The 13,530-nt window shown below is 68.5% G+C and carries 12 protein-coding genes; 6 read left to right on the forward strand and 6 right to left on the reverse strand.

Features of this window, described 5'->3' with window-relative positions:
• Positions 1-73 precede the first annotated feature (73 nt).
• The 5 genes from metH to KVT39_RS29060 all read right to left on the reverse strand — a co-directional run bounded on the left by metH (position 74) and on the right by KVT39_RS29060 (position 6,867).
• The gene (gene metH, locus KVT39_RS29040) at positions 74-2,791 is read right to left on the reverse strand and encodes a methionine synthase (RefSeq protein WP_217590769.1); all 2,718 of its coding nucleotides are present in this window, start codon (positions 2,789-2,791) and stop codon (positions 74-76) included.
• A gap of 42 nt (positions 2,792-2,833) precedes the next feature.
• Complete coding sequence (locus KVT39_RS29045) at positions 2,834-3,901, reverse strand: homocysteine S-methyltransferase family protein (protein ID WP_034179166.1); 1,068 nt, start codon at positions 3,899-3,901, stop codon at positions 2,834-2,836.
• A gap of 202 nt (positions 3,902-4,103) precedes the next feature.
• A complete protein-coding gene (locus KVT39_RS29050; protein WP_006477667.1) occupies positions 4,104-4,361 on the reverse strand; it encodes a DUF3567 domain-containing protein in 258 nt (85 codons plus the stop codon).
• A 241-nt stretch (positions 4,362-4,602) separates the two neighbouring features.
• Complete coding sequence (locus tag KVT39_RS29055) at positions 4,603-5,889, reverse strand: DUF3108 domain-containing protein (protein WP_217590770.1); 1,287 nt, start codon at positions 5,887-5,889, stop codon at positions 4,603-4,605.
• A gap of 111 nt (positions 5,890-6,000) precedes the next feature.
• Complete coding sequence (locus KVT39_RS29060) at positions 6,001-6,867, reverse strand: IclR family transcriptional regulator (protein ID WP_034179164.1); 867 nt, start codon at positions 6,865-6,867, stop codon at positions 6,001-6,003.
• Between the two features lie 129 nt (positions 6,868-6,996).
• Here KVT39_RS29060 and KVT39_RS29065 point away from each other — a divergent pair, with 129 nt between their 5' ends.
• The 6 genes from KVT39_RS29065 to rfaE2 all read left to right on the forward strand — a co-directional run bounded on the left by KVT39_RS29065 (position 6,997) and on the right by rfaE2 (position 13,043).
• Positions 6,997-7,989: a fumarylacetoacetate hydrolase family protein gene (locus tag KVT39_RS29065; RefSeq protein WP_217590771.1), complete on the forward strand. Its 993-nt coding sequence runs from the start codon at positions 6,997-6,999 to the stop codon at positions 7,987-7,989.
• A gap of 130 nt (positions 7,990-8,119) precedes the next feature.
• Positions 8,120-8,947 carry an enoyl-CoA hydratase/isomerase family protein gene (locus tag KVT39_RS29070; protein WP_217590772.1) on the forward strand — a complete coding sequence of 276 codons (828 nt, stop codon included), beginning with the start codon at positions 8,120-8,122 and terminating at the stop codon, positions 8,945-8,947.
• 82 nt (positions 8,948-9,029) lie between these two features.
• On the forward strand, positions 9,030-9,779 hold the full coding sequence (locus KVT39_RS29075) for a PhaM family polyhydroxyalkanoate granule multifunctional regulatory protein (protein WP_217590773.1): 750 nt from the start codon (positions 9,030-9,032) through the stop codon (positions 9,777-9,779).
• A gap of 24 nt (positions 9,780-9,803) precedes the next feature.
• Positions 9,804-11,030 carry a patatin-like phospholipase family protein gene (locus KVT39_RS29080; protein ID WP_034179160.1) on the forward strand — a complete coding sequence of 409 codons (1,227 nt, stop codon included), beginning with the start codon at positions 9,804-9,806 and terminating at the stop codon, positions 11,028-11,030.
• A gap of 476 nt (positions 11,031-11,506) precedes the next feature.
• Complete coding sequence (locus KVT39_RS29085) at positions 11,507-12,385, forward strand: diiron oxygenase (protein ID WP_011353352.1); 879 nt, start codon at positions 11,507-11,509, stop codon at positions 12,383-12,385.
• 172 nt (positions 12,386-12,557) lie between these two features.
• On the forward strand, positions 12,558-13,043 hold the full coding sequence (rfaE2, locus tag KVT39_RS29090; protein WP_034179159.1) for a D-glycero-beta-D-manno-heptose 1-phosphate adenylyltransferase: 486 nt from the start codon (positions 12,558-12,560) through the stop codon (positions 13,041-13,043).
• Between the two features lie 16 nt (positions 13,044-13,059).
• Here rfaE2 and KVT39_RS29095 read toward each other — a convergent pair whose 3' ends face one another.
• Complete coding sequence (locus KVT39_RS29095; RefSeq protein ID WP_217590774.1) at positions 13,060-13,302, reverse strand: hypothetical protein; 243 nt, start codon at positions 13,300-13,302, stop codon at positions 13,060-13,062.
• Positions 13,303-13,530: the final 228 nt, after the last annotated feature.

Below are 13,530 nucleotides of genomic sequence, written 5' to 3' on the forward strand. Positions count from 1 at the left end.
AAAAAGCCCGCTTCCGAGCGGGCTTTTTCTTTTTGTCTGACCAAACGAGCGGTCGGCCGCCCGTGCGCATCGATCAGAGCTGCGGCGCGAGCGCGCGGCGCGCATCGTCGAGCGACAGCGCCATGCGCCGCGCGTAGTCCTCGAGCTGATCCTGCCCGATTTTGCCGACCGAGAAATAGCGGCTGTCCGGATGCGCGAGGTAGAAGCCCGATACGCTCGCGGCCGGCAGCATCGCCAGCGAGTCGGTCACGCTCATGCCGATCTCGTCCGCGTGCAGCACGTCGAACATGTCGCGCTTCACGAGGTGGTCGGGGCAGGCCGGGTAGCCGGGCGCCGGGCGGATGCCCGCATACTTTTCCGCGATCAGCGCGTCGTTGTCGAGCGTCTCGCCGCTCGCGTAACCCCACAGCTCGCGTCGCACGCGCGCATGCATCGCCTCGGCGAACGCTTCCGCGAAACGGTCGGCGAGCGCCTTCAGCATGATCGCGCTGTAGTCGTCGTGGTCGGCTTCGAACTGTTTTTCCTTCACGTCGACGCCGAGGCCGGCCGTCACCGCGAACATGCCGATGTAGTCGGCGACGCCCGATTCCTTCGGCGCGATGAAATCGGCGAGCGAGCGGTTCGGCCGCATCACGCCGTCCACCACCGGGCGCACGCTCTGCTGGCGCAGGTTGCGCCACGTGAGCAGCACTTCCGAGCGCGACTCGTCGCTGTAGATCTCGATGTCGTCGTCGTTGACGGTGTTCGCCGGCAGCAGCGCGATCACGCCGTTCGCGCTCAGCCAGCGGCCCTGGATCAGGCGCGCGAGCATCGATTTCGCGTCGGAGAACACGCGCCGCGCCGATTCGCCGACGATCTCGTCGTTCAGGATCGCCGGGTACGGGCCTGCCAGGTCCCACGTCTGGAAGAACGGGCCCCAGTCGATGTAGTTCGCGAGTTCGTTCAGGTCGTAGTTCTTGAACACGCGGCGGCCGATGAACTTCGGCTTCACGGGCGTGTAACCGGCCCAGTCGACCTTCGTCTTGTTCGCGCGCGCCTCGGCGAGCGTGACCATCGGCTGCGCCTTGCGGTTCGCGTGCTGGTCGCGGATGCGCTCGTAGTCGGACTTCAGCTCGTCGAGATACTTCGTCGCGCCTTCGTCGGACAGCAGGCTCGACGCGACCGACACCGAACGCGACGCATCGGGCACGTAGACGACCGGGCCCTCGTAGTGCGGCGCGATCTTCACGGCCGTGTGCACGCGCGACGTGGTCGCGCCGCCGATCAGCAGCGGGATCTTCTTCACGCGGAAGTAGTCGTCGCGCTGCATTTCGGACGCGACGTACGCCATTTCCTCGAGGCTCGGCGTGATGAGGCCCGACAGCCCGATGATGTCCGCGCCCTCGACCTTCGCTTTCGCGAGGATCTCGTTGCACGGGACCATCACGCCCATGTTGACCACTTCGAAGTTGTTGCACTGGAGCACGACCGACACGATGTTCTTGCCGATGTCGTGCACGTCGCCCTTCACGGTCGCGATGACGATCTTGCCCTTCGCGCGCACGTCGCCGCCGGCTTCCGCAAGCAGGCGCTTTTCTTCCTCGATGAACGGGATCAGGTGCGCGACCGCCTGCTTCATCACGCGCGCCGACTTCACGACCTGCGGCAGGAACATCTTGCCCTGGCCGAACAGGTCGCCGACGATGTTCATCCCGTCCATCAGCGGGCCTTCGATCACGTTGATCGGGCGACCGCCGGCCGCGTCGATCTTCGCGCGCACTTCTTCGGTGTCCTCGACGATGAAGGTCGTGATGCCGTGCACGAGCGCATGCGAGAGCCGTTTCTCGACCGGCTGGTTGCGCCACTCGAGGTTCTCTTCCTTCTTCGCGCCGCCCGCCTTGAACTTGTCGGCGATCTCGAGCAGGCGGTCGGTGGAATCGGCGCGGCGGTTCAGGATCACGTCCTCGACGCGCTCGCGCAGCTCGGCGTCGAGCTCGGCATACACGCCGAGCTGGCCGGCGTTGACGATGCCCATGTCCATGCCGGCCTGGATCGCGTGATACAGGAACACGGTGTGGATCGCCTCGCGCACCGGGTCGTTGCCGCGGAACGAGAACGACACGTTCGACACGCCGCCGCTCACCTTCGCGTACGGCAGGTTCTGCTTGATCCAGCGGGTCGCCTCGATGAAGTCGACCGCGTAGTTGTTGTGCTCCTCGATGCCGGTCGCGACCGCGAAGATGTTCGGGTCGAAGATGATGTCTTCCGGCGGGAAGCCGACTTCGTTCACGAGGAAGTCGTACGAGCGTTTGCAGATCTCGGTCTTGCGCTCGTACGTATCGGCCTGGCCTTTCTCGTCGAACGCCATCACGACGGCCGCCGCGCCGTAGCGGCGGATCAGGTTCGCGTGGCGGCGGAACGCTTCCTCGCCTTCCTTCAGCGAGATCGAGTTCACGATCGCCTTGCCCTGCACGCACTTGAGGCCGGCTTCGATCACGTCCCACTTCGACGAGTCGATCATGATCGGCACGCGCGCGATGTCCGGCTCCGACGCGATCAGGTTCAGGAAGCGCACCATCGCCGCCTTCGAATCGAGCATCGCCTCGTCCATGTTGATGTCGATCACCTGCGCGCCGTTCTCGACCTGCTGGCGCGCGACGGCGAGCGCCTCGTCGAACTGGCCGTTGAGGATCATCCGCGCGAACGCCTTCGAGCCGGTGACGTTGGTGCGTTCACCGACGTTGATGAAGAGCGTTCCGGACGTGACGTTGAACGGCTCGAGGCCGGCAAGGCGCATCATGTGATCGGTCATGGCGGTGCGAATTCGTGTAATGAAGGGCGTGGGGCGGTCGGGTCAGGCGTTGTCGCTGTACTGGTTCGGCCAGCGGCGCGGCTTCACGTCGGCGAGCGCCTTCGCGATCTCGGCGATGTGCTCGGGCGTCGTGCCGCAGCAGCCGCCCGCGAGGTTCACGAGCCCGGCCTGCGCGAATTCCTTCAGCAGGCCCGACGTGACGTCCGGCGTTTCGTCGAAGCCGGTGTCGCTCATCGGGTTCGGCAGGCCCGCGTTCGGGTAGCACGACACGTAGGTGTCGCACAGCTTCGCGAGCTCGGCGATGTACGGGCGCATCAGCGCCGCGCCGAGCGCGCAGTTCAGGCCGAACGTGAGCGGCTTCGCATGGCGCAGCGAATTCCAGAACGCCTCGACCGTCTGGCCCGACAGGATCCGGCCCGACGCGTCGGTGACGGTGCCCGAGATCATGATCGGCAGGCGCTCGCCGGTGTCCTCGAACAGCTCGTCGAGCGCGAACAGCGCGGCTTTTGCATTCAGCGTGTCGAAGATCGTCTCGACGAGGAACAGGTCGACGCCGCCGTCGAGCAGCGCCTTCGCCTGCTGGTAGTACGCGTCGCGCAGCTCGTCGAACGTGACGTTGCGGGCGCCCGGATCGTTGACGTCCGGCGAGATGCTCGCCGTCTTCGGCGTCGGCCCGATCGCGCCCGCGACGAAGCGCGGTTTGTCGGGCGTCGCGTATTTCGCGGCCGATTCGCGCGCGAGCTTCGCCGATTCGACGTTCATCTCGACGACGAGATCTTCCATCCCGTAGTCGGCCTGCGCGACCGTCGTCGCGCCGAACGTGTTGGTTTCGACGATGTCGGCGCCGGCCGCGAAGTACTGGTCGTGGATCTCGCGGATGATCTGCGGCTGCGTGAGCGACAGCAGCTCGTTGTTGCCCTTGATGTCGCGCGGGAAATCCTTGAAGCGCTCGCCGCGATATGCGGCTTCGTCGAGCTTGTAGCGCTGGATCATCGTGCCCATCGCGCCGTCGAGGATCAGGATGCGCGATTTCAGCAGCGCGGGCAGTGCGGCGCCGCGCGTGTAGGGCGCGTCGAGCGGGACGGAAGCGGCGAGAGGAGTCGCAGACATGGGCGGAGGACCGGCGAAGACGGGAAAACCGTCATTGTAGCCGCTGCGCCTGGCCGCCGCCCGGCCTCGCGCCGGCCGGGGCGTCCGCCAAATGAAAGCCCCCGCCAGGCGAACCGGACGGGGGCATGATCGGAGTGCTCGCGGGCGCCGCGTCGGTGCGCGGCGAATGGCCCGGCCGCGCGAGGCGCCGGGCCGCGGGTCGTCAGTGCAGCACGACGGGCATCATCATCAGGCTGTCGAATTGCCCGAGGAATTCGTCGACTTCGTCGAGCGACGGTTCATCCTCGATCAGTTGCTTCACGTGCGCTCGAAAGCGTTCGGCAAGTTCGCCGTCGATGAAGATCTCGCGCTGCGCGTTCTTGTCGACGATTTCGTATCCGCCGGCATTCATCAGATGATGGCCGGCCTGCGGCGCAAATTCGACGACGCAGTAGTTGGGGCTGTTGTAGATCATTTGCATGGCGGCACTCCTCTTCGCAGTGGCATCTGGCCTTGTTGTCCCCTAGGTGGGGCGAGCCTTGCCGGTTTCAAGGGGCTTGCGCAGCACACCCCGTTCCCGTTGCGTGGGGTGTATCGGTTAGAAGCCGATGTCTATGAAACGTTTCCCATTGTCTGCCGGTGGACTGAAATAGTTGTTAAAGAGTGTCATCGGCCATTTCACGGAAATCTGTAATCGGTCGAAATTGCCGATCCACGCGCGTTCACTGTGTGACAGGCGACGACGCCGGCGGTGCAGCCGGTTGCGCGGGCGGTTGCACGGTGGCAGGCGGCGCGGGTTGTGCCGGTTCCGTGGGCGGTGCGGATGATGCGGCCGATGCTTCGGGCGTCGCTGCGTCGGCGGGTGCGCTCGTTGCGCCGCCTGCCGGTGCGGCATCGGACGGCGTGGCAGGCGCCGCGAGCCGGCCGTGCCACAGCAGCTCGATCTGCGCGCCGTTCGGTTCGCTCTGCACGAGCCGCGCGGGCAGCCAGCCGAGCGACGGCGCGAGCCACATGTCGATGCGGCGCGTGTCGCCGTCGCGGCGCGGCAGGCGCATGAAGTGCCGCGCGTCGATGATGCCGGCCTGCGTCTGCACCTGCTCGTCGCCGATCACCGTGATCGGCCAGGTCTCGCCGCTGTTGTTGTCGATCACGAAGAACTGCTGCGTGACGCCCGGCTTGTAGGCGGACGGGTTGCCGCGCAAGAGCCCCGACAACTGCATCAGCATGCTGAAGCGGTCCTGCACGCCGTCGGGCAGCGGCGCGTTGTTCGGCGTGCGCGTGAACACGACCTGCCGGATCTCGCGGTTGAAGATCGCGATGTCTTCCGGCCGCTTGCCGCGCTTCTCGACGTAACGGTCGGGCGCAACGCCGAATGCGTCGATGCGGCCTTCGCTGCGATAGGCGAACGGGCCGACGAACGGCACCGGCATCGATACCGACAGGTCGTAGGTGTGCCCGTCGGTGCGCCAGTGGATCGTACCGATCATGTTCTGCATCCCGTTGTAGAACGTGTCGTACTGCAGGTCGCCGGACGGCGGCGCGGCGAACTTCACGCCGCTGGCCGCGGGGCCCGGCGTCGCGGCGCTGCCGGCGCCGGCGGCCGATGCGGCGTGCGCGTCCGATGCATCCGGCACGCCGCTCGCCGCGGAGGCGGCAGCCGGTGGCGGCTCGCCGTGCTCGGCCGTCTGCGTCGACGTGAGGACCGGCTCGGGCTTCGGTGCGGGCTTCGGTGCGGCAGCCTTCGGCGCGGCCGGTGCGGGGGCGGCCGGATGCTCGACCGGCTTCGGCGCAGGCGGCGCGGGCTGGCGCTCGATCGGTTGCGGCTTCAGCAGCTCGATCTGCACGGGGACCTCGGCGGGTGCCGGCGGCGTGAACGATTCGCGATTGCGCATCAGCCAGATCGCGGCGAGCGCGTGCAGCACCAGCACGACGACGAGCGCGACGCCCACGCGCAGCCAGCGGCGGGGCAGGGCGTGACGCGGGCGGATGTCGGCAGGCTGCATGGGCATCGGAACGGGGGCGGGGCGGTCGCGTGAAGTTGGGCGCGCAGCGCGCCACAGGAATCGGACCGTCGGAGGCGCCGCGCGTTCGCGGCGTGTACCGGGGGTGTATCGCCTGCGTCAGGCGTCGCGTGCGTCGGGACTATAGCCGAGTTCGTAAGACAGTTTCCGTGCGCACGCGCGCAGCGCGGTGTCGATCTCGCCGCCCCACGCGATATCGAACGAGCCTTCCTGGCCGAGCGCGACGATCGCGAGCGCGAGCTCGCCGACCGCGTCGAACACGGGCATGCAGAACGCGTGGATCGTCGGCAGCAGCATCCCTTCGACGCGCGCGGCCTCGTGCTCGCGCACGTCGGCCAGCACCGCGTCGACCTCGTCGAGCGTGCGCGGGCCGCCGTGATGCGGCGAGCGGCGCGTATCGGCGAGTTCGCGCTCGAGCATCGCGGCGGTCTTGCTGCGCGGCAGGTACGCAGCGAACAGCAGCCCGGTCGCGGAGCCGAGCAGCGGCATCACGTCGCCGAGCTTCAGCGACGCCTTTGCCGGATGGCTCGATTCCATCCAGTGCACGATCGTCGGCCCCTGGTTGCCCCACACCGCGATGCCGACCGTCTGGTCGAGGCGGTCGCGGAACTCGGTCAGCGCGATCCGCGCGAGCTTCACGCCGTCGACGCGCGCGAGCCGCGCGAGCCCCATCTGCAGCGCGAAGCCGCCGAGTTCGTAGCGGCCCGATACGGGATCCTGCGATACGACGCCGAGCCGAGAAAAGCTGACCAGGTAGCGGTGTGCCTTCGCAGGACTCATGCCCGCGCGCTGCGCGAGGTCGCGCAGCATCATCGCGCGCGGCTCGCTCGTCAGCACGTCGAGCAGGCGGAAGCCGACCTCGATCGACTGGATGCCGGAACGGACCTTCTCGCCGTGCTCGCCGGAAGCGGCGTCGTCGGTGTCGGAGTCGGCGAGATCGTCGTCGGGAAGCGGGCTGGCGGGCATGGGCAGCGGGTGCGCGAAAATGCGGCAAGGATCGGGGCGAACACGGCGTGCGCGATCGTCGCGCGCCGCATGGATTCACCATCGTAAAATAGATTCCTTCCATCGTCACTACAACGGCAGATTCCCGCTATGAAACTTGCTTCGCTGAAGGACGGCACGCGCGACGGCCAGCTGATCGTCGTGTCGCGCGACCTGCACACCGCGGCGATCGCCGACGCGATCGCGCCGACGCTGCAGCGCGTCCTCGACGACTGGGCGTTCTACGCGCCGCAGCTGCGCGACCTGTCCGACGCGCTGAACCACGGCCGCGCGCGCAACACGTTCCCGTTCGATCCGGCCAACTGCATGGCGCCGCTGCCGCGCGCGTTCCAGTGGGCCGACGGCTCCGCGTACGTGAACCACGTCGAGCTTGTGCGCCGCGCGCGCGGCGCGGAGATGCCGCCCGAGTTCTGGACCGATCCGCTGATGTACCAGGGCGGCAGCGACGATTTCCTGGGGCCCCGCGACGACGTCGTGTGTCCGTCCGAGGAATGGGGCATCGATTTCGAGGCGGAAGTCGCGGTGATCACCGGCGACGTGCCGATGAGCGCCTCGCCCGACGACGCGCTGAAGGCCGTGCGGCTCGTCACGCTCGTGAACGACGTGTCGCTGCGCAACCTGATTCCGGCCGAGCTCGCGAAGGGCTTCGGTTTCTTCCAGAGCAAGCCGGCCACCGCGTTCGCGCCGGTCGCCGTGACGCCGGACGAGCTCGGCGACGAATGGCGCGAAGGCCGCGTGCACCGGCCGATGATCGTCCACTGGAACGGCAAGAAGGTCGGCCAGCCCGATGCGGGCACCGACATGGTGTTCCACTTCGGTCAGCTGGTCGCGCACGCGGCGAAGACGCGCAACCTGCGCGCCGGTTCGATCGTCGGTTCGGGCACGGTATCGAACAAGGATGCGAAGCGCGGCTATTGCTGCATCGCCGAGAAGCGCTGCCTCGAGACGATCGAGCACGGCGCGCCGCAGACCGAATTCATGCGCTACGGCGACACCGTGCGCATCGAGATGTTCGACGCGGCCGGCAAGTCGATCTTCGGCGCGATCGAGCAATCGGTCGCACCGCCCGACGGCGCGGCGTAAGGCGAGGCGCGCGACGCACGCAGCGCCCGCGCGAAACCCGGCCCCGGCCCGCGCGCCGGGTTTCGCCTGATGTTTGCCCGCGCGGGCTTGGCTACACTCGATTCAAGAGCCTCGAGCAAGGAGCAGGCGCATGGCCGATCTCGCCGCGTACGGCGGTTACGAAGCACTGAAGGTGACGCGCCGCGACCATGGCGTGCTCGACATCGTGATGAGCGGCGAGGGCGCGAACCGCAGCGGTCTCGCGACCGCGAACGCGCGCATGCATCGCGAGCTCGCCGACATCTGGCGCGACGTCGACCGCGATCCCGACACGCGCGTCGCGGTGATCCGCGGCGAAGGCAAGGGCTTTTCGGCGGGCGGCGATCTCGCGCTCGTCGAGGACATGGCGAACGACTTCGACGTGCGCGCCCGCGTGTGGCGCGAAGCGCGCGACCTCGTCTACAACGTGATCAACTGCAGCAAGCCGATCGTGTCGGCGATGCACGGGCCGGCCGTCGGCGCGGGGCTCGTCGCCGGGCTGCTCGCCGACATCTCGATCGCCGCGAAGGATGCACGCATCATCGACGGCCATACGCGGCTCGGCGTCGCGGCCGGCGACCACGCGGCGATCGTGTGGCCGCTGCTGTGCGGGATGGCGAAGGCGAAGTACTACCTGCTGCTGTGCGAGCCCGTGAGCGGCACGGAAGCCGAGCGGATCGGGCTGGTGTCGCTCGCGGTCGAGCCGGCCGACCTGCTGCCGAAGGCGTACGAAGTGGCCGAGCGGCTCGCGCACGGTTCGCAGTCGGCGATCCGCTGGACCAAGTACGCGCTGAACAACTGGCTGCGCACGGCCGGGCCGACCTTCGACACGTCGCTCGCGCTCGAATTCATGGGCTTCTCGGGGCCCGACGTGCAGGAAGGCATTCGTTCGCTGCGCGAGCGGCGCCCGCCCGACTTCCCCGGCGACGCGCCGTTCTGACGACGCGCGCTATGATCGAATCACGCGCGGCTGCACGACGCATGGCGGCCGCCTCGCTCCCCCAGTCAACCAGGATGCCCGTATGACGACCGATGCCTCCGGCTCCAACCCTTTCGCCGGCTTTGCCGGCTTCAAGCCCGCCGACATGATGGACCGGATGTGGGACATGATGCGGATGTCGCCGTTCGGCGGGATGACGTCGTTTCCGGGCGCCACGCACGGGCTGCCGCCGTCGCTGTCGAGCATGTCCGACATGATGGCGCCGCTCACGAGCGTCGAGGAACTCGACAAGCGGATCACCGATCTGCGCGCGGTCGAGCAGTGGCTGAAGCTCAATCTCGGGATGCTGCAGTCCGCGATCCAGGCGCTCGAGGTGCAGCGCGCGACGCTCGCGACGCTGCGGGCGTTCGGCGCGTTCGCGCAAAGCTCGATGTCGGCGGCCGAGGAAGCGGCCGTCGCGGCGGCGCAGGCGGCGAAAGCCGCGTCGGCGCCGCCGGGCGACGCAGCGCCGGCGGCGGACGGTGCGGATGCGCCGCCGGAAGGCGATGCCGCGCAGCAGGCGTTCGATCCGGCCGGCTGGTGGAACCTGCTGCAGTCGCAGTTCAACCAGCTCGCGAGCCTCGCGATGGCGCAGCCGGGCATGCAGCCCGCGGCGCCGGGCGACGCGCCGCCGGACGCGGCCGCCCCGCCGGAGCAGGCCGCGAAGCCGGCACGGGCCGCCGCCGCGCCGCGCAAGCCCGCCGCGAAGCGCGCGAAGCCGACCGGTTCGGCCGCGGCGAGCGCGGCGGCCGCTTCGTCGCCCGAAACCCGTCCGCCGAAGCGCTCGACGTGACGCGGCGCCGGTAGCAGGTCGATCATGCGGCTCGCGCTCGTTCTGATGGGAGGCGGCGCGCGTGCCGCCTACCAGGTCGGCGTGCTGAAGGCGCTGGCCGAGATCGCGCTCGAGGCCGATCCGGACCGGCACACGCTGCCGTTCGCTGTCGTGTGCGGCTCGTCGGCCGGCGCGATCAACGCGACGTCGATCGCGAGCCACGCGGACGACTTTTCCCACGGCGTGCGCCGCCTGCTCGAATTCTGGGAGCACCTGCGCCCCGACTACGTGTACCGCACCGACTGGCTCGGCATCGCGGCCGCCGGCGCGCGCTGGCTCGCGACGATGACGTTCGGCTGGGCGGCCCGCCGTTCGCCGCGCGGGCTGCTCGACAACACGCCGCTCGCGCACCTGTTGCAGCGCGAACTGAGCTTCCACCGGATCGAGCAGATGCTCGAGGCGCGGCTGCTGCACGCGCTCGCGGTGACGGCGCTCAGTTATTCGAGCGGCCGGCACCTCACGTTCTACCAGGCGGCCGAACCGATCCAGGCGTGGCGGCGCGCGCAGCGCACCGCGCGGCTCGTCGATCTGTCGGCGTCGCACCTGCTCGCGTCGTCGGCGATTCCGTTCGTATTCCCGGCCGTGCCGCTCGTGCTCGACGGGCAGATCGAATACTTCGGCGACGGTTCGATCCGGCAGATCGCGCCGCTGTCGCCGGCGATCCACTTCGGCGCGCACCGGATCGTCGTCGTCGGCGCGGCCGACCCGCGGCCCGAGATTCCGGCCGCGAACGGCGCCGGCCGCGTGCGCGGCTACCCGACGCTCGCGCAGATCGGCCAGCAGGTGCTTGCGAGCGTGTTCCTCGACTCGATCGGCTCGGACATCGAGCGGATCGAGCACATCAACCGGATGATCGAGCACCTGCCGCATCAGGTCGAGATCGACAGCGGCTGGCGGCACGTCGACGTGCTCGCGATCGCGCCGTCCGAGCGGATCGAGCTGATCGCCGCGAAGCACCTGAAGCAGATGCCGGCCGCGATGCGCGGGCTGCTCGGCGCGGTCGGCGGCAGCCAGCCGGCCGGCGCGTCGTTCGCGAGCTACCTGCTGTTCGAGGAGGCGTTTACGCGCGAACTGATCGAGCTCGGCTACGGCGACGGGCGCGCGCAGCGCGACACGCTCGCCGGCTGGATCGCGCAGGCGGACGGCGGCAGCGCGCCGGCAGCCGGCACGCCGCCGGAAGACGGGCTCGCGACGGGCGAAATACGGGTCTGATGCGCGCGGATGGCGGATGGTTGCGCGCGGTTGCGTTTTCGCGACGGTCGGGCGCGACCGATCGCCGCACCGGGATTGGCGGCGCGCGACCGGGCAGGCGTCTCGGAAGCGTCATACACGCGTGATATCATGGCCGCCGCCGTATACACCACATCGAGCAGCCCGCCGATCCGGCATCCGCACGGGACCCTACGGGGAACCCGCCTGGGGGCAGGGGACGGGCTCGCCAACGAGCCGGCCAGCGCCGGCCCCCAACTCAGGCAAGCGCGGCCGGTTCCGTTCGAACGGAGCGTGGCTGCGGCGTGCCCAACGGCGGCGGCGCGGCCGCCCGGCTGCCGGACGCGGAATCAGCGTCCGGTCGGTCGGTTTCACGCGTAAAATTACAGTCTTGGCTGCAAAAAGCGCGCTTGGCGCGCCTTTGTGGCAACAGTCACGTTTAGAGAAGTCGCATTGCGCAGAACAGGGGTGGGACCATCATGAACACGATGCTTTATCCGGAACTTTACAGGTCGCTCGAAGCCGTCCGCTGGGACATGGAGAAGGACATTCCGTGGGACAAGTTCGACGCTTCGCTGCTCACCGACGAGCAGGCGAAGACGATCAAGATGAACGCGATCACCGAATGGTCGGCGCTGCCCGCGACGGAAATGTTCCTGCGCGACAACCAGCACGACAGCGACTTTTCCGCGTTCATGAGCGTATGGTTCTTCGAGGAGCAGAAGCATTCGCTCGTGCTGATGGAATACCTGCGCCGCTTCAAGCCGGAAATGGTGCCGACCGAAGAGGAGCTGCATGCGGTGCGCTTCCAGTTCGATCCGGCGCCGCCGCTCGAAACGCTGATGCTGCACTTCTGCGGCGAAATCCGCCTGAACCACTGGTACCGCTGCGCGGCCGACTGGCACACCGAGCCCGTCATCAAGCAGATCTACGAAACGATCTCGCGCGACGAAGCGCGCCATGGCGGCGCGTACCTGCGCTACATGAAGAAGGCGCTGAACAACTGCGGCGACGTCGCACGTGCCGCGTTCGCGAAGATCGGCGTGCTGATGGCGTCGGCGCGCCGCACCGAGAAGCCGCTGCACCCGACCAACCTGCACGTGAACCAGGCGCTGTTCCCGCGCGATACCGTGCAGTCGCGCCTGCCGGATCCGGAATGGCTCGAGCGCTGGCTCGACGAGCAGATCCGTTTCGACGGCGAGTGGGAAAAGAAGGTCGTCGAGCGCATCCTGCACAACCTGTCGATCCTGTTCGAGCGCACGTTCGCGACCGCGCAGGAACTGAACCGCTACCGCAAGGAAGTCACCGGGCGCCTGCAGGCCGAAAGCGGCCCGTCGTCGGCCGCGCAGCCGGCCTGAGGCCGCAACGCACTGCAGCCGGCGTGAGTCGCGCCGGCCGCACCGCGTCGTTTCGTGTCCGTTGCATGAAGCCCGCCCGGCCGGTCCGGCGGGCTTTTTATCTGGCGCCGCCATCGCGTCCTGCCGTCCGGGCCGCCGCGCGCGCCATCGTTCATTTCGTCCGATCTCCATCATGTCCGCCACCTTCGAACGCAAGCTGATCACCCGCGACGCCCTCGTCGCCCTGCGCGCGTCGCTGCCGTCGCCCGTCGTGTTCACCAACGGCGTATTCGACATCCTGCATCGCGGCCACGTCACGTATCTCGCCGACGCGAAAGCGCTCGGCGCATGCCTGATCGTCGGCGTGAACTGCGATGCGTCGGTGCGCATGCTCGGCAAGGGCGACGATCGGCCGATCAACCGCGAGGACGATCGCGCGGCGCTGCTCGCGGCGCTGGAAAGCGTCGACTGGGTCGTGAAGTTCGAGGAAAAGACGCCGGTGTCGCTGATCGAGGCGATCCGCCCGGACATCCTCGTGAAGGGCGGCGACTACGACATGGATGCGCTGCCGGAATCGGCGCTCGTGCGCAGCTGGGGCGGCCGCGCGCTGGCGATTCCGTTCGCGCACGACCGCTCGACCACCGCGTTGCTGAAGAAGGTCCGCGCGCAGCAGTCCTGAGCGCGGCCCGGCGCCGTCAGGGCGCGGATGCCGCGAGCGGCGCGGCCGTGACGGCCGGCGGCGCGATCGGGCCGCCGACGACGGGTTGGTCGGCAGCCTGCGCCAGCGGCGTCACGCGCAGCGCGTCGGGCTGCACCTGCCGCGACAGCACGCCCGGTTCGCGCGGGCCGGCTGCCGGCAGCGGCCCGAACACGCCGCGCGCCACCACGAACGCGAGCATGTTGGCGAGAAAGAGAACAGCGATCAGCCAGCGCAGCATCGTCGATACCCCTTTTCGTTCAGTCGTTCAGTCGGACCCGCCGCATGGCCGGCCTGTTCGTTGTTTTCATGACTGTTCGCAACAGTCAGGCAATGCATGTGCGGCCTTTGCCGCGCGGTGGCCTGCTGCCTGTATCGCCGCGGCGGCGTGCTTCCTCACCGTCACCGCGATGAAGCCCTGCATGGGCATTCGTCGATACCGCCGGTGCGGTGCGAAGCCGGCGAATTT

This window comes from Burkholderia sp. GbtcB21, from assembly GCF_019091065.1.
Lineage (GTDB): Bacteria > Pseudomonadota > Gammaproteobacteria > Burkholderiales > Burkholderiaceae > Burkholderia > Burkholderia pyrrocinia_C.

Coding starts and splice junctions, on each gene's coding strand:
- metH (WP_217590769.1), bottom strand. CDS start 2,791: ATGACCGATCACATGATGCGCCTTGCCGGCCTCGAGCCGTTCAACGTC.
- KVT39_RS29045 (WP_034179166.1), bottom strand. CDS start 3,901: ATGTCTGCGACTCCTCTCGCCGCTTCCGTCCCGCTCGACGCGCCCTAC.
- KVT39_RS29050 (WP_006477667.1), bottom strand. CDS start 4,361: ATGCAAATGATCTACAACAGCCCCAACTACTGCGTCGTCGAATTTGCG.
- KVT39_RS29055 (WP_217590770.1), bottom strand. CDS start 5,889: ATGCCCATGCAGCCTGCCGACATCCGCCCGCGTCACGCCCTGCCCCGC.
- KVT39_RS29060 (WP_034179164.1), bottom strand. CDS start 6,867: ATGCCCGCCAGCCCGCTTCCCGACGACGATCTCGCCGACTCCGACACC.
- KVT39_RS29065 (WP_217590771.1), top strand. CDS start 6,997: ATGAAACTTGCTTCGCTGAAGGACGGCACGCGCGACGGCCAGCTGATC.
- KVT39_RS29070 (WP_217590772.1), top strand. CDS start 8,120: ATGGCCGATCTCGCCGCGTACGGCGGTTACGAAGCACTGAAGGTGACG.
- KVT39_RS29075 (WP_217590773.1), top strand. CDS start 9,030: ATGACGACCGATGCCTCCGGCTCCAACCCTTTCGCCGGCTTTGCCGGC.
- KVT39_RS29080 (WP_034179160.1), top strand. CDS start 9,804: ATGCGGCTCGCGCTCGTTCTGATGGGAGGCGGCGCGCGTGCCGCCTAC.
- KVT39_RS29085 (WP_011353352.1), top strand. CDS start 11,507: ATGAACACGATGCTTTATCCGGAACTTTACAGGTCGCTCGAAGCCGTC.
- rfaE2 (WP_034179159.1), top strand. CDS start 12,558: ATGTCCGCCACCTTCGAACGCAAGCTGATCACCCGCGACGCCCTCGTC.
- KVT39_RS29095 (WP_217590774.1), bottom strand. CDS start 13,302: ATGCTGCGCTGGCTGATCGCTGTTCTCTTTCTCGCCAACATGCTCGCG.